Annotated in this window: 12 protein-coding genes and 1 pseudogene; 6 read left to right on the top strand and 7 right to left on the bottom strand. The window is 59.9% G+C overall.

Features of this window, described 5'->3' with window-relative positions; translation table 11 throughout:
- Positions 1 to 179 precede the first annotated feature (179 nt).
- The gene (locus tag DES41_RS39160; protein ID WP_281277222.1) at positions 180 to 479 is read right to left on the bottom strand and encodes a DUF6471 domain-containing protein; all 300 of its coding nucleotides are present in this window, start codon (positions 477 to 479) and stop codon (positions 180 to 182) included.
- A 140-nt stretch (positions 480 to 619) separates the two neighbouring features.
- Between DES41_RS39160 and DES41_RS21070 the strand changes: the two genes are divergently transcribed.
- The 6 genes from DES41_RS21070 to DES41_RS37875 all read left to right on the top strand — a co-directional run bounded on the left by DES41_RS21070 (position 620) and on the right by DES41_RS37875 (position 9496).
- Positions 620 to 1540: a PDDEXK family nuclease gene (locus DES41_RS21070; RefSeq protein WP_114469638.1), complete on the top strand. Its 921-nt coding sequence runs from the start codon at positions 620 to 622 to the stop codon at positions 1538 to 1540.
- Positions 1537 to 3765 carry a DDE-type integrase/transposase/recombinase gene (locus DES41_RS21065; RefSeq protein ID WP_114469637.1) on the top strand — a complete coding sequence of 743 codons (2229 nt, stop codon included), beginning with the start codon at positions 1537 to 1539 and terminating at the stop codon, positions 3763 to 3765. Before DES41_RS21070 ends, DES41_RS21065 begins: the two co-directional genes overlap by 4 nt.
- A gap of 10 nt (positions 3766 to 3775) precedes the next feature.
- Positions 3776 to 5362, top strand: coding sequence for an ATP-binding protein (locus tag DES41_RS21060; protein WP_170168246.1), 1587 nt, complete (start codon positions 3776 to 3778; stop codon positions 5360 to 5362).
- Complete coding sequence (locus tag DES41_RS39840; protein ID WP_114469635.1) at positions 5362 to 6381, top strand: TniQ family protein; 1020 nt, start codon at positions 5362 to 5364, stop codon at positions 6379 to 6381. Before DES41_RS21060 ends, DES41_RS39840 begins: the two co-directional genes overlap by 1 nt.
- Before the next feature lie 530 nt (positions 6382 to 6911).
- Complete coding sequence (locus tag DES41_RS21050) at positions 6912 to 7970, top strand: hypothetical protein (protein ID WP_170168245.1); 1059 nt, start codon at positions 6912 to 6914, stop codon at positions 7968 to 7970.
- 1247 nt (positions 7971 to 9217) lie between these two features.
- The gene (locus tag DES41_RS37875) at positions 9218 to 9496 is read left to right on the top strand and encodes a hypothetical protein (RefSeq protein ID WP_147282910.1); all 279 of its coding nucleotides are present in this window, start codon (positions 9218 to 9220) and stop codon (positions 9494 to 9496) included.
- A 176-nt stretch (positions 9497 to 9672) separates the two neighbouring features.
- Here the strand turns inward: DES41_RS37875 and DES41_RS21045 are convergent, their stop codons facing one another.
- The 6 genes and pseudogenes from DES41_RS21045 to DES41_RS21020 all read right to left on the bottom strand — a co-directional run.
- The gene (locus tag DES41_RS21045; protein ID WP_114469633.1) at positions 9673 to 13593 is read right to left on the bottom strand and encodes a hypothetical protein; all 3921 of its coding nucleotides are present in this window, start codon (positions 13591 to 13593) and stop codon (positions 9673 to 9675) included.
- A gap of 119 nt (positions 13594 to 13712) precedes the next feature.
- Entirely contained in the window at positions 13713 to 15899 is a 2187-nt protein-coding gene (locus tag DES41_RS21040) for a DEAD/DEAH box helicase (RefSeq protein ID WP_114469632.1), read from the bottom strand.
- Between the two features lie 11 nt (positions 15900 to 15910).
- On the bottom strand, positions 15911 to 17218 hold the full coding sequence (locus DES41_RS21035; protein WP_114469631.1) for an ATP-binding protein: 1308 nt from the start codon (positions 17216 to 17218) through the stop codon (positions 15911 to 15913).
- On the bottom strand, positions 17215 to 19230 hold the full coding sequence (locus DES41_RS21030) for a tellurite resistance TerB family protein (protein WP_245965807.1): 2016 nt from the start codon (positions 19228 to 19230) through the stop codon (positions 17215 to 17217). The genes DES41_RS21035 and DES41_RS21030 overlap by 4 nt, the downstream gene beginning before the upstream one ends.
- A gap of 269 nt (positions 19231 to 19499) precedes the next feature.
- Complete coding sequence (locus DES41_RS21025) at positions 19500 to 19748, bottom strand: hypothetical protein (protein WP_114469629.1); 249 nt, start codon at positions 19746 to 19748, stop codon at positions 19500 to 19502.
- Positions 19749 to 20453: 705 nt separating this feature from the next.
- Positions 20454 to 20995 (bottom strand): annotated as a pseudogene (locus tag DES41_RS21020) (transposase); the annotation flags it as partial.
- Between the last annotated feature and the right edge of the window lie 35 nt (positions 20996 to 21030).

The following is a 21030-nucleotide window of genomic DNA, read 5'->3' as shown; positions in this document are numbered from 1 at the left end:
TGTCAAACCTCTTTGGCAGTGAAGCTGAACTTCCAGAAACGATTACGGCGAAAAGCAGGCGACGGCTCGACATGGAGTTGTTGAGTTCTCCGCGCGCGACCTCGAACAGCAACTGACCAGCGGCCAGCCAACCATCGCTCCGCGCGCACCGCCGCCCGCACGGCGTCACTGTTGCGCCGCTAGGAGTTCGGATGGTCCAGTTGCTGTCCTATGGGTGTGTCTGGCGGCCAGACCCTGCCAAGAGGCACCTCCGCCCTTCCCAGAGCAGCCATCGCCTGGAGGAAGAAGGCCAGTGAAAACGTCCCGCGGTGAATCTTGTTCTTTACTGAAGCCTCGGATTCCCGGCTGCCAAGCTCCGAGATGCGCCGAGCCAGAACAGCCGACGTGACCCCGGCCAGCGCCATCTCCGACCGCAAGAGACGGCTCGCGGCGTCGGGCCAGCTGAACGGAACAACATCTTGACGGCCATGTTCACTCATGCGAAGAATGAGCCAAAAGTCTCACATGTAAGACTTTCGGCGCAAAGGAGGACGGTTTTAGAGACTTTAGCACGGTACCTAAACGAGCAGGGGCCACCACGGGTGGCCCTTCGTCTCTCACTTTAGGAATCGCCTTTGCCATGTACCAAGCACCTACATCCGTTCCTGTGCGAAAGCTGCTCGCAGCAGCTCGCAAGCCTAAGTCCAAGTGGACAGAGGAACTCATTGCTAGCCGCATCCGGGAGGGTTACGGCCAGGGAACGGGCCGCCACTACAAAAGCTGGCTCACCTTTCGCGACCTGTCCTCTAAAGGACGAGCGAGTCGGTTCTACAGCATAAAGCTAGACCGGCAGATGGTCTTTTTCTCCGACATCGAGCTGCGTGTGTTCCTTGTCGCGGAGTTCCTCGCCGGGTTCGTGGACTTCTGGGAGAACTACCCGCTCTCACGTCAAGCGACCACCGCAGCGGCACGAGCCCTGCGAGTCCGCCATCCTCGCTACCCGAACACGCAGGTGCCGACGGTGATGACCCTGGACGGCGTTGTCACGGTAGTTGACGAGCAAGGTCTGTTCCGCCGCTCAGTTGACAGCAAGCAAGAGTCTGACGCTCGAACGGCTACCGTGAGCAACAAATTAAGCATTCATGCCCGCGCCTCGCAAGAACTTGGTTGGCCTCACGCGCGGGCGACAGAGAAGTCGGTGAGTCATCAAGTTGCTAAAACCATCATGTGGATTCGAGCAGCGGTGCCTCATCGCGCATCAACGCCGCCGTTCCCAGGAGCGTTCGACATCTGGCCAGAACGCTTCCTCTCGATGCTGCGCGACGACATTGCGGTATCCCCGCCCCAACTGACGATTGCACGCTACTGCGCGGCCTTCGACGCAGAGCAGCAGCTTCAGCCTGGCAGCGCGATGACCTTCCTCAGGATTCTGCTCTGGCGCAAACAGCTAGCAATTCCTCTGGAATCAGACAAAGCCTCTCTACTGCCGTTGGGCGTGCTGTTTTTTCCAGACCCATTGGAGGCACGGCTATTCAAGCTTGCGGAGGAGATGCGCGCATGAGACCCCCTGCTCGCAATCAACTCATTGTGAACAAACACGGTGAACTGTTTCGTGTCTTGGAAATAGACGCCGCCTCCAATTGGGTCGCTCTCATTGAGACGAATGCGCCCAAGGCGCTGCCACGGATGAACGCATGGCTCAAGCTAGTTGCCCAGTGCCGCGACGGGGAATGGTTCGATGCAGAGAGCAAGGAGGATGCGCGCCCGAGAGGCAATCCATCCGACGCTGCTATTGCCATTCGCAATCGAAGGAAGGCGAGCATCGCCGCGCTGGTGGATGTCAATGGCAAAAGTAACCCGGCACTTTTTGTGCGAGACGGTCGCGGGCGCCTCGTCGAGGACCACGCCCGAACGGTGTGCATATCGGCGGAAGCACTACTCGCAAACCTCCGCCTGTGGTGGCAGCGCGGCCAGACCGACGATGCTTTGCTGCCCGGCTTCGAAAAGTGCGGCCGTCGTGTAGACGGAATGCCGAAAGGACCGACCGCACCGAACGCGAAGCCCCGAGGCCGCACGCCAACCCAAAACGTTTATCAGCAGCCCTTTTTGCTCTTCCTCGAAGAAGAGCAGCGTTTGGTTGCGCGCGCATTGGAATTACTCGAAGAGAACAAAACCAATACCCTTGAGAAGATTCACCGAACCATCATCAATGAGTCCTACAGCTACACGGACGAAAACGGGGTGCGACGCCACCTGCCGCTGGGCCAGTTTCCCACTAAGCGACAGATGACGTATGCCTTGAGCAAGGTGCGCAAGGTTAGCGACGCACTGAAGCGAAAATTTGGCGCTGCGCACTACGACAACAACCACAAAGAGAATTTGGATAGTGTCGCTAACTACGTCGTCGGTGTCGGCCATCAATATGAGATTGACTCGACCATCCTAGACCTGTGGCTAGTTTCACCACTGAATCGCACGATTGTCATCGGCAAGGCCACTCTTTATCTTGTCGTTGACTCCTACTCTCGCCTTATTGTGGGTTTTAACCTCTCCCTTTCTAAGCCCTCTTGGGTTAACGCAATGGAGGCAATCCTCTCGATTTTCGAGGACAAACAGCAACTGTGTGAGCGCTGGGGTGCGGAGTACCACAAGGATGCTTGGCCAGCCCATGGCCTTCTGCCGCAGACTATCCTCTGCGACCGGGGCTCCGAATTTACTGGCTTTGCAAGCGACCAAATTATCCAGGGTCTGCGATGCACTGTCAGCAATGCACCCGCGCTCATGTCCTCTAAAAAAGGTGCAGTTGAATGCGCGTTTAAACTTACTCACGTCCCAATTAAGGACAATGCACCGGGATACGATATTCCTTCCGAAATTGGCCAACGCCGAAACGGACAATACCATAAAGATGCAGCCTACACATTGCATGAAACTGGGGCGGAGATTCTGGACGCGATTTACACGCACAATGTGCGGATTCATGGAAATCTGGAGATGCATCCCAGCGATGTGCTGGACGGAGTGGCGGCGTCACCTATTCAGGTATGGGAGACCGATTACCCTCGCAGCGCCGGACATCTGACTCACTTCGCCTATGACTACGCAAGAACAAGACTGCTGCCTCAAACCAAAGCGACAGTGACGATTCGTGGGATACGCCACGAGGACCGCTACTACACGTGCGAAACAGCCCGCGAAGAAGAATGGTTCGTTCGGGCTGGGCGAAAGACTTTCCAGGTCCAGATTGCTCACGACAGTCGACTGGTTGACTACATTTATGTTCGAACCGGCGACGACAGCTCACCTATGGAAATCGCGGTGCTCACTCCCGGCAGTCGAAAGTTTATCGGCATGTCTAGTATTGAGGCCAAAGCAGTGACGGACCTTGAAACGAAGCGCCGCGCAACTGCCGACAACAACAACCTACAACTAAAACTTGACCAACAACAGCGCGCCGAGCAGCGAAAGGCCAATGCTATTGCCAAGCTAATGGAGCACCAGGCACAGGCCGGCAGCGATTCGGCCTCCCGCAAAGACCAGGACAACGTACTGCGAAAAATGGAAGACAAGGCGCGGCGCACGGAAGAAGCTATGCGCTCGCGTGCAGCGTTCGCAGGCGACCGACCGAGCGTGGAGCCAGAGCCCGCGGCGGGCGATGCGGCTCGACCAGTAGCTTCTGATGACAAGCCGGTGTCGTGGACCGTTGTCGTTGAGGCGCCTGCATCGCCTATACCGCCTGTTTCCGCTGATAAATCAGTGGACGACCTCTATGACGAGTTCTTTTAAAAGGAATCCGATGACCAATGAATTTACTTTGCTCGACGTCGAGTACTCCTTCCCGTGCGTGAAGGCCGGGAGCTGGCCTCACCCTCTAGCACGCCTGCGAAACAACCCTCTCATATCGGCGCTGAGGCCGTGGCCAAGCGAAAAGGCACTTCGCAAGCTTTTGGAGTTCTTGCCGGATTACGATGAGAGTCATCGCCAGCTTGACCGGCCGATGCGCGTTCAGCAGCTGCAGCAACTCAAAAGGTTTGCTATACCGCTTCCTCGCGTGCTGCAGCTGGCCGAAACAATGCACGCTACGATGCTCGAAGGTTATGTCGGGCGCGAGCCTCACACGCCAGAGGCGAATCGTCGATTGGCCGAGGTCTACAACTCCCCCGACATCGAGAGCTACGCACGTCTTCGCGACAGCGCGAACGCGGCGCAGTTCACGTCTGCGCTCTTAGGTATGTCCGGCGTTGGAAAAAGCACGTCCCTCGAAACCATTGCGGGTTTGTATCCTCCGGTTATTCACCACCCGGAGCACAACATGTATCAAATTCCAACTCTACTGATAGAAATGGCTTATGACGGCGCCAGCATTGCCACGCTGGCAACTGCCATCCTGACGGCGCTGGACAAAAAGTTCCCGGCAGGGAACTACCGGAAGCTTTATATTGAAGCGCGCGGAAATGCAGAACAGAAACTCCTCTTTGCATTCGCGCTGTTGCAAGTTCACGCGGTTGGGCTAATCATTGTGGACGAGGCACAGAACAAGAAGTACACCAAGACCCAAGCAGATGAAACGGACTTCATGGGTGGTCAGTCGCCGCTTTCCACGCTGCTGATTACTGCTTCGAATCAAATGCAGGTTCCCCTCCTACTCACAGGGACCGCTGAACTCAAGAAGGTTTTGGGCAAGCGTATGAGCCAGCTCCGAAGAATGGTCGGCTCGGGGATGCGTCCCTGGACTGCACTTTCAACGTCGGCCGTGGGAAATCGACGGTCAGAGTTTGACGTGTTCTTGACTATCTTGTGGCGATTTCAATGGACCAAGCATGCGTGCCCGCTGACTCCTGCGTTACAGAACCTCTTCTATCAGCTCACAGGAGGTGTTCCGGACTTCGTGGTAAAGCTGTACGCCGCGGTCCAGAACCGCGCAATGTATGGTGACGAGATGATTACCCCGGAGCTAATCCGCGAGGTGGGAGATGCTGAGTTTGGCGCAGTCGCAGACATTGTTCGCGCAATCGTGAAGCGGGATAAGAAAAGCTTGGCGAAAATCGTACACATCTCTGATATTTCCGCTGAGCTTGGAATTTCCCCAACGGACGACCTCTTGACTGGCAGCGAAATTCATCTGTCGAGAAATAATGAGCAAGCTGCCATTCTTTCAGCAGTTGTGCATCAGTCACCGCCACAGTCGCCACCCCTCTGCGGGGATGGTCAGGGGCATCCGCATGCCCAGCCGCAGACGAAGCGAATTGAGGCCTCCACAACTGGAGTAGCCGCCACGTCGATGGCGGCCTCTGGAGCTGTTGAGGAAGCCGCACGGCCCGCGCCTGGTGCGCGTGCGCCGGCGACGCAGCCTGCAACGATGAGCGAATTGTTTAGGCGGTAATGCTGCCCGCACCGAGGCCTTATCCGGACGAAATGCTTAGCAGTGCAGTGATGCGCTGCGGCAGGCACTTTTGCCTTTCGCTGAAGGACTTGGCCCGGGAGCTGGGGGTTGCCTATGTTGGACGGTTGACGCACTTCTCCGTTCAGTACCTTCCTGCGCTAGCACGATGGGTCGGCGTCTCACCCCACGAGCTTGCTTGGCGGCACACAATGCTGCCCTACACCACCTCTAGCTGTTCGGCCAACTCATGGTCGGCGCAGCTGGAGCTTTTGGTGTCGAGCGGGAGCACCGAAAACGCCAAGCTCCGGCGTTCGGTGAACGGCGCCGCCCACAAACGGTACTGCGCTGCTTGCCTCTCGGAAGACCTTCTGAACTACGGCGAGAGCTATTGGCATAGATGCCACCACTTGCCCGGTGCGTGGCTATGTAAACGCCATTGCATGTACTTGTGCGTCACTGAATTGCGCACGGACTTTGTTGCGTCGTCGTGGCGCCTTCTTCCCCACGAAGTTAAGGGAACACCCGTCCTGACTGCTGCCCCAAATCCCGTGGTCATGCGGCTCTCGGAGACCTCGACCCGGGCCTTGCTACGCAGCCCGGGACCAGGCACACACTTCGCACCAGATTATTTTAGAGTGCTTGCCGCTCGGCGCGGTTGGTGCAAACCTGGCAGCATCGTTGGAGCCGATTGGCTTGCGCAAGCGCTCAAGGACAATCTTCCGACCGAGTACCTGCGTGGGTGCGGATTGCAGCGGAACTTGAAAATGCCTCGCTGGATGGACGCTTCCATTGTCGCAGCGCGCCTTCTGGCAAACGCGGCGAACCGGGACAGCAATGGTGCTATCCCCTTGCGACTTTGGCTTCTCGAGGCGCTCCTTCGAGTCGGGACTACGCAGGGTGACCAGCAGTTGCGACGGTCAGCGCCCAGCCAACAAGAAGCCGGCCGTGTCGTATTGAATGTCGTATCGCCGATGCAGGCTTCTTACAGCGAGCGCGTCGGCAATCACGGTTCTGACTGAAGGAATGTCCCCGGCTGGGTCGTCGCAGGCACACGTGCCCCCTCCTCCGGTTCCTTGAGTTCGGCGCACAAGTTGTTGCGCAGCCGCGCATCGCGGAGTCAGGGTCGCAAGTGCTGCAGTGTGCCGGGTCTGTAGCCTCTAGAGATTGCCACTGGGCACTTCAGTGCGTTCCGATGTGACCTCATTGAAACGTCGCCAGGTCTGGCTCGACCTAATTACCGACTCGGTTGGTCAGCGCTTTAGGACTGACTCGCTGGTCGATGACAACTGCTCAAAGCGGGCTCGTTTTAGGCCTCGAAGCACTCGCTTCACTTCCCATCGAAACAACGAGGGAAGAAATGGCTTGGATAGAAGGCGTTGTACCGGCGCCGGGCGGTGGCTTCGTTATGTCGGTCGTCATGCCGAACGGAGACCGGACGTGCACGTCGCTCTCGGCGTTTGAGAAGCTTCGACGCAGCGCTCCGCGCAGGAACAGCGAGGTCGTAACCTTCGACGCGAGGAGTTTGGAACGAGGCCATACGCACGAGTACATGGGTCTCGACGGCATGGTCACGGACACCCGAGCTGACCATGAAGTCTTCGCGCTGCGCGTTGGCACGCTCACCTATCTGATACCCGCGTTCGTGCTTCTTTCGGAGCTGCCCGGTACGCTCGCTTCGCTCGAACCTTACCTCTTAAGTCACGGCGGGCTACAAAGCCTGTGCGCCCTTACAAGCTCGTCCATTGAGGACGACGGTACGGCACAGACTTCTGTCGTCGTTCGGCGCTTCTGCCAGCCTCGGCGTGTAACCACGAGTCCGGCGGTGCTTGCGCGCCTGACGTGGATGCGAGCTTTCCCAACCGGGAATCGACTGTGGACGAGCGTTCTCAACTTCGCCCAGCACGGTCGGCTGGACCTCATTCCTCCGGCGGCCTTGCTAACGGTTGCGCTGAAGGTCAGGAAGGTTGGCGATGTCCGCATTGTCGACCATCTGACAGTCCGCGAACTGAAGCCTCTGGAACGCCCTTTTGCTGCTGAAATGTTCGACGGAGAAACGAATTTCGTATTAAGCGCACTGCACACAAAGGCCGCGCCGGTCGGCTACGACAGGCCTAGGCTCACCGACATCGAGTTCGCTGAATTCACCTCCCCGCTTTCGGACGAGGAGTGGTGGCTCTACGGGCACTTGCTTGTAAAAACCCAAGCGAGCCGACGTAACGGAAATCTTCGAACGGACGTGGACTTTATTCTGCAGAAGTTGGCGTCGGGCCTATCTTGGCGCCATGGACAGTCGAACAGCAAAACCAGCTTGGTGCACACGAAGTTCCTCATCCTACGTCGCGAGGGGCGATGGGAACCCTTCAAGGAAGCTTTGCTTGCATACCGCCGTGCCAGCGCCAAGGGCCCGCCATCAAATGAATTCCTGGCATCGGTCATACGACCTTTGCCGCTGAAGGATTGGGCTTGCGCCAAGGGCATTAGTTACGACCAAGCTCGGACCCGCGCAAATGAGGGGCTGGTCGACGAAGTTCGCCACGGGCGGACGCGCCTAGTGCATGTACCAGGTACGTTCTACCGAACGCACGTTTTGAAGTCGCGCCTTAACTAAAGCACCCCCGCTACTTCAAATCCGTCGGGTTGGACCTCGCTGGGAGCGGTGCTGACTTGGAGCTTCTGTCTGCGATTATTTTGGCACTGCCGTCTAATCAAGCGTGACGAGCCGACGGTCGGCCCGTGCCCTGCCAGCAGGTGCCTCTGGTAGCACTGGGCCGCGGACGGGCAGGCGTCGGGCGAGCCACCTGAAAGGGAATACCAGGGAATCGTGGGCTGCCGAAACGAAGGAAGAACTAGCAGCCCGAGCAGGCGCGCTGTAAAAAACGGTGCGAGCAAGTCGCGCCGTGGCATCTGGTGCCCAAACGCAACAACGCACTGCGGGCCTAGACCTCCTCCCGCCTCGCCTCTGTTCCGCTCGATGCGGCCCCGGTTACTTCCAAGAAGGTTTCTTCCAAACCAGAGGCACGAACCATTAAATCTCTGAGCTCCTGCGCAGTCATCGCGGCTATAGACGCGGCCACGCTGAAACCCATCAGCTCAGATTCACTGTCTAGCACATCCGCCGCCAAGATTTCACCCTCACGAAGCCCAGAAACCTTATCGCTTGAGTCGCACTTGACAACAAATTGAAGATGTTGCAAATATCGACAAGAGAATCCTAGTCTAGGACAAAAAGTACGACTCCGCGACCGCTTCGACAAACAATTCTGTGCCGTCCCCGCGGCTCCCCGGTTCGGCGCCTTACAAACAAGTCCCATTTTCGAAGGAAGCGGGCACACTCGCATCGTGTCCGGCACTTGGTTGCAAACAAAAGGTGTTGTCCCGAAGCGCGTTGGGTGAGCAAAGTGTCGCTTGGCAATGCGACGCGGATGTCGCTACGCATCTGCTGCATGATTGCTGTTCTTCTTCCTCTCCCAGCCTGAAGGCGCTTCCCGAGGACGTATGTCTCAGCTTCCGCCCATGCGCATTGTTCTCCACATGGAGGGTCACGGTTCCGCGACCCTAGAGGCCCACTGTCATGGTGGTGCTCAGCACTACCGGTACCTCAACGCGACCGGGCGTTGGTCTGCCGCTGGAACGTCTACCGTCCCGCTCCTGACATGGCCCGACCGCGGTTCTGCAACGGAGGCAGCCGAGGTTGCATCCAGGACTCGGAAGCGTCCAGTCGCTGTCTCAACTGTCTCCGGGAGCGAGCCAGCCTGCTTTCAGCAGTTCGCCGACAAGCTGCAGCCAGCGCTGTTGGGTTATCTGCCCTACACGGAAGCAGCCCAGCGCAAGCTTGAGGCAGAGCGAAAGCGCACGATGACCTACGTCCGCGCGGTGCTTGCAGTTGCGAACGGCCAGGCGGTGAAGGATGCGAATGCCATCATCCGAGCTAGCTTAGGTTCGGGAACTGTCGTCCAGGCCGCCCAGTTCCTGACCGGAAAACGATGTGCAGATGTTGTTCAGCGGGTGCTTGACGGCGAACTTGAATGCGATGCAGACCTCACTGCGTCGATGCTGGCCGCAGCGACCTCGGTGGCGAGAAGTCATGCCAACCAGCCCGGCCGGACAGATGGACACCGGGACTTTGCCGCGTAGCCCTTCGTTGGATTCTGGGCTGCAAAAGTTGGCATGTCAGCCGAGCTCTGACTGCGCGCCCAGGAGCGCCCAATTTGCCAAAGCGTCCGTTGCGCCATCGAAGCCCTGCACCAGTCTCGCGACCACGAAGCGTTGTCGGTGCTCGCGCAAAAGCGAGGTACTCACCGTCCTGCCGGCTACTCGAACGTCTCCTGCGGCGACAAGTCCTCCGGACCATCATTCTCAATTCGTCGCTCAAGTCGGGCAAGGACCTCCAGCGACCAGCTTGAAATAGTGGTATCCGCATCTTGACTGAGTTCCCGCAGAACCGCGATTTGGGGCGCCAAGACTTGCTTCAGACTCCCGATGTAGTAGCTTGGTGTCAGCTCTTTGCCGAACCCCTCAAGTACTGCTACCTTGTCAGGCGCAAGCTTCAACAAGCCACGCACCAGCGGATTCAGGGCAGCAGACTTCTCGTCTCGTTCGCCGGCGTTTGCAAAGGCCGACCTCCCCTCCGATGCAACGAAGCTCACCTCCCGAGCCACGAGAGGTGCTCGCGCCTCGGGGTTCGCAGCGACCCAATCGAGTACAACGTCATGCGGGGCGCAGTCCACCATTGACCCGTGGCGTGCGATAAATCGAGCGCGAAAAGGAAGGTTAAACACTGGCCGATTGGCGGAAAAGAACGCTTCCAGCGCTGCTAGGGGTTGCAGGCTGAACAGCGTGCAAGCTACCTTGTGATACTCATCGCCGTAGCTGCCCTGCTCGCCAAAAGATGCCGCGAATCGTGATGCGAACCTTGTGGCTGCTTCGAACGCCTCCGGCCCAGTCAGCGCTAGTTCCACCACAGGATTCACTCGCGACGCAGAGTTTCGCTCACGCGCGGTGAAGTCGAGTTGCTCAAGCAGGCGGCGGGCAAGCGGCACAAGCTCGCGCAGAGCAGAAGAGCCGGGACGCTTATGAAGTCGAATCTGCCAAGACAGTGTATCGATAGCGGCGAAGTATCCCTCCTCCATTGCAGCTAGTTGTTCGACTGCGTCACAGAACTTCGCAACTGACAGACCGCCAACCCCTGCGCCTCCTAGACCAAAGCGGTACCAAGCCGGCTTAGCGGTTCCTCGCTTCATTGACGCGATAAGGCGTTCACCATCCTGGTCGTCTTGAGGCACACCAAGCAGTCCAGGAAAGTGGGCGTCCAGCTTTGCATCTGTCACCGCGCCGTCCAACATCTGCCCGGCCGTCACAGATTCCTGCTCTCGAACACCCTTCAGAAATCCAGCTAGGAGGTCAACCCTGGGCGCATCAGAAGCCATCAAGAAGCCATCTCGAAGAAGTCCCCAAATTCGGAGCTTTTCCTTGCACGCCCGGCCAATTCCAAGCCCCAGGAGGAAAACGCGTCCGCGCTCCTGATGAAGCAGTTCGGGCAACAGTTCCCGTAGCAGGGCTTCTTGGTCGGCGAGACTGGCTCCGAATGCAACGACCTGCGCATCCACCCGGTCCGAGGGCGGAACTTCATTCTGATTCTCTTCCTCCTCAGACTCGTCGATGAAGTCGGCTACGTCCAAGGTACCCGCGCCATGGATTAGCGTGAAGGCGCGCACTAGGCCGCCGAGACTTTGTGGTCTGAGCGCTTCAGCCAGCTTCCGAAGTGCTCCTAGCATCTCCGGGTCCATGTCCTCGCCATCAAATCGAATGGCAGCTCTTACCGCTGCCCATCCTTCGAGCCACTCGTCTGCACCGGCCAGCTCTTGGACCAGCGCTGTGACTTGGTCGGTCAAACGATAGCCCCACACACTTCGGAAGTGAGCTGCGACAGCATTACGAGCAGCGGTACGCCCGTCGGCTCCCTGCGCCATCATCTGACGAACCAATAAGAAGGCGCTTTCGAACCATTCAACTTGGTCGGCACGAGCGGTCGGTGCCCATCCATACCCGTAAGGCCGCGCACCAAAGGAGAATTCGTGCGTTGATGAAATTTGGCTTACCGCGAGCATTGCATCGACCGCCGCCCACACGAGCGTCCGTCGCCGTCCTGACGCCGTAGCCATCAACCGCTTGAGAAGCTGGGCACGCTGCGACGGAGATGCCATCGTGCCGGAGAGAGCCATCTGAAACGTCTCTTTCCATGCTCCCAGGCAATCGATGCTTTCTCTGTCCTCATGCTCTGCGAGCGTCAAAAGAAGAGTCGCAGCTCGGTCAAAGGCCTGAGGTTCATAGGCCAAGTGGCGCAGCAGCGTGCTCCAAGCATGCAAGGAGTACCTATTTCGTTGAGCAAAGTCGGCTGCATGTGCATCGTCGAGCGTGCGCTCCATGGCCGAGAGAACCTTGCCTGGGACTAGCGGCGCCAGGTTGAAAAAAAGTTTTCTGCGCGCATCGGTGAGTTTGCCTGGATTAGAGAGCCAGTTCTTATCCTCCATCCACCCTTCGGCTATCTCTCGAGCTTCCGGAGAATCATGGAGGTAGTTCAGCCGGCGGCTAAACGAAAGCAGCAACCGCTCGCACCTTGCGAAGGTCTGCGTAATGTCTGCGGCTGGAATGGTTCGAAGCGCCTGCTTCGCCAATCGGTTCGCGAGTGCCGGAGGCAAGACGGCGCGCCACTTGCCCCGCGACTGAGCGAGGTCGCGCTGAAGCAGGGATGCAACGTGCTTGTAGAGCCCGTTAACCGTCAGTCCGCCCAAATCCGCGAGAAGCTTTAACTCAGAAGTGTCACTTGTGGTGTCCTTTCCATCGAAGGAGTACACCAGTGCACAGACCTCTGCCGCGGCCTGGAGCTCAGGTTCGTCCGACTGCCCTTGCCTGAACAGCCGACCGAACAGTTCAGCGTCGTTCAAGACCGCAACCGACTCGCCCTTTCCAACGGTTCCCGCCAACGCCAACGCAATACGCGCATTGCCTCCGGAAAATTCGATGATGCGCCCGCGGTCAGCGTTGGATAGACCAGGCGACCGTTGCTTCAGAAGCTGCTCAAGAACGACGTCCGACGCGGGTGCAAGCTCATACACCTCGGTCGCATCGGGAGTGTCGTCATCTGCGACGTCGTACTCGACTGTCAGCAGACTCAGATGACCCTCATATTGCTCGACGACGTTCACCAAGGCACGGTGCGCAGTTGGGTTGCAGTTGTCCACCACCACAATTGCAGGCTGCCCCGCAGTACCAAGCCACACAAGCATCTCCCGCGCGCTAGGCTCCTGAACGTTACCCAAATCGGTGTACAGCACAAGGGCTTGGTCGAGCGGCTCGGCTTTACCGACCCCGGTCTCGAAGAGCGCCTGAGCCAAACGGGTCTTTCCCGTGCCCGACAGGCCAACAAGGCGAACTATCCCACCGGATGACCGTAGAGCCGACCGCATGCGGTCGACCCCAGCGTGAACAGACAATGCCGAGGATGACGCTCCGCCTGCGCGCTCAATCATTCGGGTGGTGTCATCGACCAGATAGGTTCCGCCCGACTTTGGACCTGCCCAGGTGCCGTAACCCTGCCAGCCCGTGAGGCGCGCGTTAATGCGCTCACGCAGCCACATCTCAACCCCCGCATACTCGCGTACCCAACGAGCCAACCGGTCCCTGTCGTAGAAGTCGAGATGCAAGTCCTCGAAGCCGGCGACGTCGGCAACCGCAGCACGCATTGCCGCGATTCGGTTCTTGAGAGGCCCGACTGCCACAGAGCCCTTCGAGCTCACGATGACATAGGCCCCCTTGTGGGCAATCAGTTCCTTGATGGAGTCCCGCAGCACGCCCTTTGGACGCATCTCCGTTGCGATTTGACCAGCGGGCATGTCCTCGCACTTGACCTGAAAACCGGTCTCCAAACGAGGAATGAAGTCAGGCAAGCTGCCCGCTTCCGGCTTGTCGAACACTCCGCTAGCAGCCTCGGCTGGAACGCCGCCGGACGCAAGCGTTGGTATGGTGGTCGACACAACATGGGGGCCATCTTGTCGCTGCACGAGGACATCCAAGCCGCCGTCTGGGGCTGTCTGGTTTCCCCCCGCAAGCACGGATGAGGTGCCTTGACCGCCGCGCCTCAACTCAGCCTCGCAAAGTTTGACAACCAACAAACGCAGGTCCTCGTCGCCCAAACGCGCAACGTGGTCACCAGTGAGCTCAAGCTCGGGCACAAACTTCTCCTAGGATTTAGACAAGACAGGGAACGGCGAGTATGTCTCCCCTCGCCCGACCTGCCTGCAATGCTGTGTTCAAGCTGACCCAGCGTGCATCACCGGCACAGCAGCGGACTTCAACAAATGGCCTTCGCCCATGCAATCGCCTCCGATAGATTGATGTGCAAGCTGGCGTAAGCCTTCCTCAAGAGCGGGTCTGGAAGGGCCCAATCCCACTTTTCCCGACCCAAGCTCTTCGTCTCAGCGAAGAGCATTTCTAGCGGTGGAGCGTCCTCACTTCCAATGTCGACAAGTGCGTCTCGAAGGTCTTCCACAGTGCCCTTTTTCGCGACCTCGACTCCAGGCCCTGACGCAGCGGCAGCGAACTTCAGCCTCTGAAGCAGACAGGCCAGAGCCTCATTGGCCGCATCTCCCAACCACGTCATGACCTGGACGTGCCCGCCAAGGTCAAGCAGGTACACGTTCTTCAGGTCCCGAGCCTTGTAGTTGGCGCGTGCCTCAGATAAGAAGCGCCGGGCCACGGCGTCCAGGTAAGACGGCGTGCTTTCGGACTCCAGCAATTCCCGCATGCGTTGACGCACGCGGGTGTGCACTTGGCCAGGCCCTCCGGAAAACAGCGGCGGCGCTCCTCCACCGGACCGAACAACGTAGATGACCTTCTGTTCGTCATCGACCTCTTCCACCTTCCACGTTCTTCCCGCGAAGAGGATGCGCTGTCCGACCGACAGCATCTGCGACACCGGCAATGAGCCCAGCGACTTGCCCCCGGCGACGATGCGGAACTCCTCGTCCGCCGCGAACGCGGCGTAGAACGTGTAGTGGTTGACCAGCTTCTCGCCAACACGACCGTGCAGCAGCGTTCCTGCGCTGTCCTGCATCAGGAGCTCCTTCTGGCCAAGGTGGCGAACGAGCTCAACGAACTCGCCTTTCGACACGCCCTCAAAGGGCCTGGATTTGGCGCAGAAGAGGTCGTACAGCTGCCCGATGGGTGCTCCTCCGTTCTGCGCGATGAACGACAGCATCTGCTGCACCAGCGTTGACAGGTGGGCACCGTGCGCCATGGGTGGCTCAAACCAGCGGTCAATCAGCAGCGAAATCATCGCTGTCATTTGGACCGTATCTAGCCGCAGCTCGTCGGCCAGCGAAGGCTTTCCGCCCAGCGCGTTCTCAATGCAGAAGCCGCGGAGCGTGGCCGGCTCGCCTTTGCGGCGCCCCGAACGTCCCAGCCGTTGACGGAGTGATGCAACCGTCGGCGGCGACCCAATCTGCGCCACGCACTTCACCGCTCCGATATCAATCCCGAGCTCCAGCGTGTTCGTGCAAACGGCCGTAGCAGGCTGCTCCTTTTGCTTGAGCGCGGCTTCGGTCTCGGAGCGAATCTCGGCAGACAGGCTACCGTGATGAGGCCAGAACTCTTTCGGGACCTGGCGGTCCAAGCACAGCTTGTTCAGCAGGTGTGTGTACCGCTCGACTTCTCGGCGCGAGTTCGGGAACACCAAATTGTTCGTTCCCCGCAGCTCGCTGAAGAGCTCGGCAGCAATCTGGGCCGGCGTCATCGGCTCCTGCTCGGCGTCGTCGCCCTCCCCACGCACAACTTGCGGCTCTTCATATCCCTTGACCAGGACACGTAGGTCGTTGCCCGAGGCCGCCGAGGTCACCAGCGCCACATCAGCTCCACGACCTGGCCGCAGGAAGCCTGCGGCTAGGCCCATGTCGCCGAGGGTCGCAGACAGTCCGATGCGAGGAACAGTTCGTCCAAGAACCTGCTCTACGCGATGCATCAGCGACTGAAGCTGCTTGCCACGCTCAGAGCCGATGAAGGCATGGAGCTCATCAACGACAAAGAAGGCGACCCCTTTGAATGCGGTCCCAACGGAGGTCCCGCGGTTGCAGAGCAGCGCCTCCAGCGACTCCGGGGTAATGAGCAGGACTCCCTCTGGCTTTTTCAGGAAGCGGGCTTTGACCGATGACGAGATGTCGCCATGCCAGGGCCACACCGGAATCTCAAGCTGCTCGCACAAGCGGTCCAGACGCCCGAACTGGTCATTGATGAGCGCTTTGAGCGGGCTGATATAGACGATGAGTCGGGGACCATCTGACTGCAGGACGTGCGTCAGCGCGGGCAGAAATGCTGCCTCGGTTTTGCCTGCTGCAGTCGCGGCGGCAACGATGACGTCGCGGTCCCCTTTGAGCACCAGGGGAATGGCCGCCTCCTGCGCGTCTCGCAGCGACTCCCAGCCCTCGCTCCAGATGAAGCGCTGGATGCGTTCCTCAAGCAAGTAGAAGGCGCTGGACTCCGACATCCGGGGCGGAGCTACATCTTGAACGACGCGAACTCGTCGGCGTCATTCGCTTCTACGGCCTGGTCGGCAGCGGCGCCCCCATCCACTGCGACCTCAATGCCGCCCAGAAGCTCTTGCCAGGAGGCACCAGCGTTCTGCTCGAGCACTGCCAACAGGTTGATGAACGCCGTGATGGTCGTCCGAGGAGTTCGGAAGTACGTATCGCCGACGCGTTTCGAACAGTGCTCCATGAAGCTCGCGATACCGTGGTCCGGCACCAAGTGCTTGGCTGGGTCTCCCAGCGCGTAGACACTGCGAATCTTCTGCAGCAAGACGTAGAAGTCCTCTGGAGTGAGGCTCGTCAGCCGCACCACTGGGCCGCTGAGGTCAACCAGCCCATTGGCCGCAAAAGTGTTCTGCGCCAGACGGCTTTGAAGCGCGGGGTAGCTGTACAGGCCGCGACGTGTGTCGAGCAGGAACTCGGGTGTGCCGCCCAGCACGAAGCCCAGGCCAACGGCAGACCCCTGCAGCGAGTCGTTGAGGATGCGCAGAATTTGCTCGTAGTTCGCGTTGCGTGCTTGTGTGTTGGCCAGCTTGTAGAGATTCACAAGTTCGTCCAAGCTCACCAGCAGGCCGGCGAAGCCCGCGAGGCGAACGAAGCGCGCCATCAACTTGAGCTGGTCGTAAACCGCAGCGTCGTCCACGATGGAACGCACTCCCAGCGCGGCGCGCGCGTCCGTTTTCGTACTGAACTCCCCGCGGAGCCAGCGCACGGCGTCGGACTTGAGCTGCTCGTTGCCCTCTTCGTAGCCGCGGCAGTACGCGGCGATGACGTCCGCAAAGTCGTAGCCGTTGACCAGTTCGGTCAGTTGGTCCAGCTTCTGCCGCAGGACCGCTTCTGTGGGCTGCCCGGCTGCCTTGGCTTCGGACTTGGCCGTTGCGATGAACTTCTCGACGATGCCGTTGAGGGCACCGCCGTCGGGCTTGGTCCGCGTCGCCAGGTTGCGCATGAGCTCAGCGTAGAGCGAGCGCGCCTGGCCACCGCTGGCATGCAGGCGCCGGTCTGGATTCAGGTCGGCGCTGGCCACCACCAGCTTTTTCTCCATCGCTACAGCTCGAACGAGATTCAAGAAGAACGTCTTGCCGGCGCCGTACTCGCCGATGACGACCCGGAATGCAGAGCCGCCATCGGCGACGCGCTCGATGTCGGCCACCAAGGTCTCGATTTCGCGGGTGCGGCCGACCTGGATGAGGTGCTGCCCAGCGCGGGGCACGACGCCTGCGCGCAGGGACTGAATGACCGCATCCCTGTCGCGTGGCCGAATGGTCGGACTTGTCATGGTTCAACTTTCTCAAGGATGTCTGCGTTCACGGTGACGGGGTCATCCCCTTCGAACAGCGGTGTGTCGTGGGCATCGAATGCCGCCTCGTTGATGCGCTCCAGTGCACCGTCGAGCATCAGGTCGAGGTCGGCGGCGACGTCGAGCAGCTCTTCGCGGCTCCACTGCGTACGCGACAGCATCATGCGAGCAAGCGCGCTGTGCGCTTCGTCGAGCCCGAGAAGCCCAGGCTCCGTGCCGGTACTGCTGGTTGCGTCGTCCTCCTCCAGCTCGGCAGCAGGCACAACTACAGGTGGGATGGCCTCCTCAGCCTCTTTGAAGATGTTCGCGAGCATGGCGGACACTCTTTCAGTGTCTTGCTGAAGCGCTGCGATGCGTGCTGGGTCAAGCTTGAAGCCCGTCGTCACGCCTGCCTTTGCAGGAACTGCCTCAGCAGCCGGCGCACCTGATGCAGCCGCATGGACGTCGCTGAAGACCTTTTTCGGTTCGACACCGAGCGCCTTGTAGACCTTCTCCAGCATCTTCATCTCGGCAGGCGATACATCGCCGTCCGATTGCGCGACCGCAGCCATGAAGGTGGCAATCGTTTCCCGGGTTTCGACGGGCAGTGGCTCGAGCCGCTTCTTGAGAGCTGTCAACGACGCCGGCGCCTGCCGCAACAGGCGAAGATGGGCGAGGAGCCGCTGCACCTGCGTGCCGGTGAGGTGTTTCCAGTTCGACACCGTGGAGCGCAGATGCTCCGCCTCCTCGAAACCAAACTGCCCGTCTGCGGATGCGACGGCGGATGCAAGCTCCAGAGTCAGCGACGCCGCAAGGTACGCGCTGTCCTTGCGCGATGCTGCCTCAGCCGTGGGCAACACGAAGACGGCCACCACGTCCTCTGGCTTTGGAACCTTTGCGCCTTGCAGCACGTCGGGCTCAAAGCCGAGGTTGACCGACTCCAGCGCTCGCGCCAACGCCAGGGTCCGCTCTTTCGTGAACGTCGTTTTGGCACCAAGAGTTGCGAGGAGCTCGTTGAACTTGAGGGCGACCGCACCTTCGCTCATGCTTGCCCGCAGGTCCGCCAGCGCCCTTTGCACGCTGTTGGGCCACAGCGTGGCCGGCAAGAGCAGCAGGCCTTCCAGCGACGCTCCACCATCCGCGTTGCGGCCCATGAATCGGCTGTACGACTCCAAAGGCTGCGTGGCCGCCTCCACCAGCTCCTTGAGCGTGTTCACGGGCCCGGTGAGTGCGGTGACATCCGGCGTGTCCTTGAATGTGAGTCTGAGCTCTTCCGACGCTGGGAAGCCCGAAGACGCCGCCCGATACACCATCTTGAGCTTCGTACGATTGCGCTTGAGCACCATGCCGTCGCCAAACTTTGCGCGGTACTGCTCGGCAAAGAGCTTCTCGAACTCCGCGACGCATCTCGTGGCCGGCGTACGCAGGTAAATTGTCGGCTCGAGCCGCGCCCACGCGATTGCGAGATGCGCAGGGACCGGCGCTCCGTCCACTGCCGCCTGGCCGAGCGCCAGCCGCATGTAGAGCGGGAGCTCAAAAGTTCGCGGGAACTCCGGCACCGGCAGGGTGTACAGCCTGCTGGGGTGCTCGACGAGCGAGACCCAGTCGAGCAACTCGGCGGCGTACCGCCGGAAAGAGTGCGACGTCTCGCCGTAGATATTCAGGAGGCGGCGCAGCTCGGCGGCGATGGCCGGCAAGTCAGCACGAGCGGCATCGTCCTTGTTGGCGTCGATGATGGCTCGGCGCTCCAAGCCATAGAAAAAGAGGAAGACGAACCCGACGTCGGCTTCGGGGTCCTTGCGCCCATCTGCAAGCCAGTTCAGATACGAACGGCGCGCTGCTGCCGAGATGTCGGAGTAGCTAGGCCAGTAGTTCGTTTGGCGCTCGGTGTAGTCCCCAGACCTCGCAACTGACAGACTTGGGTCAATGAGGCACGGGTCCGTCGAGCCCGAGCGCGCCTTAAGCGACGTACCGACATACACCATGCCGCCCAAGATGGTGATGCCTGCCACCTGGATGCTCGCCCCCGGCGGCACCCACGTACCACTCTTGAAGTTCGGAGGTGCTGTCGGGACGCGGAACTCGGTCTGCGGCGTAGCGCTCTCGCCGCCCCTGCCCCCGACCGCCACGGGAGTCGTAGGAGGTACTGGGAACGGAAAGGCCGGTGGACCGCTAGAAGGCAAGGTCGCGCGCCGCGTGAGGCCAGCGGGAACTGAATCGGACTGCGGCGGCGGTACGTTCATTACCTTTCGCAGCTGCTCGATTTGAATTTGAGAAGCCGTCAGGGGACTTGGCTCGGCGGCGCGGAAGCGACTGCTTCGACCGCCACAGCAGGCTCGGGCGTCGACGCTTCGACGCTCATGGAGGTCTTTTTGGACTTCCCGAAGAAATAGATGATGGCGCCGGTGCCGACGAGCACGCCCAGCCCTATCCAGAACTCCTTCGGAATGGCTATCAACGCGCCAATGGCCACGATGATGAGGACGCCGATGGCGTCGCTCGAACCGGCCTTCTTTTTCTTCCTTGCCATGTTGCCCCGCTGAGATGGAAGACCTGGACAGGCCTTCATGTGTTGCTGGTGCCTGGCCTGCCGTGCCGCGGCTTGACCGCAATCAAGGCGAGGGACACAACATTTGGCAACACATTTGTACCATCACTTTTGCGGATGCTTGGCCGGTAGAGGACTGTGCTTACGCTCATCTGCGGATGACGAGTCACGGGGAAGCAATAAAGCCGGCGCGGAGGGGCGGGCTCAACCGTCGCGCCCAGACTTCAGGCGCTTCGGCTCGCTCGCACCATGTACCGACGCGAGGCCTTGTCCTTGGCCAGCGACCAACCGGGCTCAAGCAACGGCTCAAAGCGCGTCCTAATGCGCTGTCCAGGCACTGCGCCAGTCTCAAGCAGCAGCCAGGCCTGCTCGCAATTGCTTGAGGTCGTCGGCTAGTCTGGCACTTCGCAGACCGCCAGCGCGGCACAGTTGTTCGGCGTCGTAAGTTCGAACCATCCCTCGCTTCTGAGTGGAGAAGAACTGGTGAAGCCACCGACCAAACTCACCTCGTATTGCTGCCCGGGCTTCTAAATCGACGACGCTGTTTCTCCCGTAGTCAAATATTCGAAAGAGATTCCCTGAAATCACGACAGTCCAAAGCTGTGTCACTGAGTCAGGGTGCGGCATCGTAACCGAGGAAAAAAGCCGCGAAATATGTGTTTTACCCTGACTTGGGCGCGACCTATCGCTGGGCAGCTGCGCAATTTCTTGGCGCAGCTCAGCAAGCAGCCCGGCGTCGTCAGTGGGTGTGCGGTGGCTGCGGCCATCGGTCCAGTCCTCCTCGCGCCCGAGCAGGTCGCGCACATGCGAGCGCGCCAGCCCCATCGTCCGGCAGACCGTTTTCACTGGTCGTCCCCGGGCAACAAGGGCGAGCGCACAATCCACTTTTTTTCTGCGGCGTACTCCACGGCTTCCTTGAGGATTTCGTTCTCCAGGGTCTTCTTGCCGAGCACGCGCTGCAGCTTGGCGATTTCCGCGCGGGCAGCCGCCAGCTCGGAGGCCGGCACAACTTCTTCGCCAGCCGACACCGCGGTCAACGCTCCCTGGCGCTCAAGCTTGCGCCACTGGAACAGCAGCCCTGCCGAGACGCCCTCCTGGCGCGCGACCAGCGACACGCTCATACCTGGTTCGTAGGTGCGGCGCACCAGCGCCGCCTTCTCCGCGAGGGACCAGCGCCTGCGGCGCTGGTCTTTAACGACTACCTCTACTGACTCCGTATGCCTAGTCATGTGCACTGTCCTGTTCCTATCTCCAAAGATAAGCG

This window comes from Pseudorhodoferax soli (assembly GCF_003337555.1).
GTDB lineage: Bacteria > Pseudomonadota > Gammaproteobacteria > Burkholderiales > Burkholderiaceae_C > Pseudorhodoferax > Pseudorhodoferax soli.
This window is presented reverse-complemented; position numbering and strand designations above follow the sequence as displayed.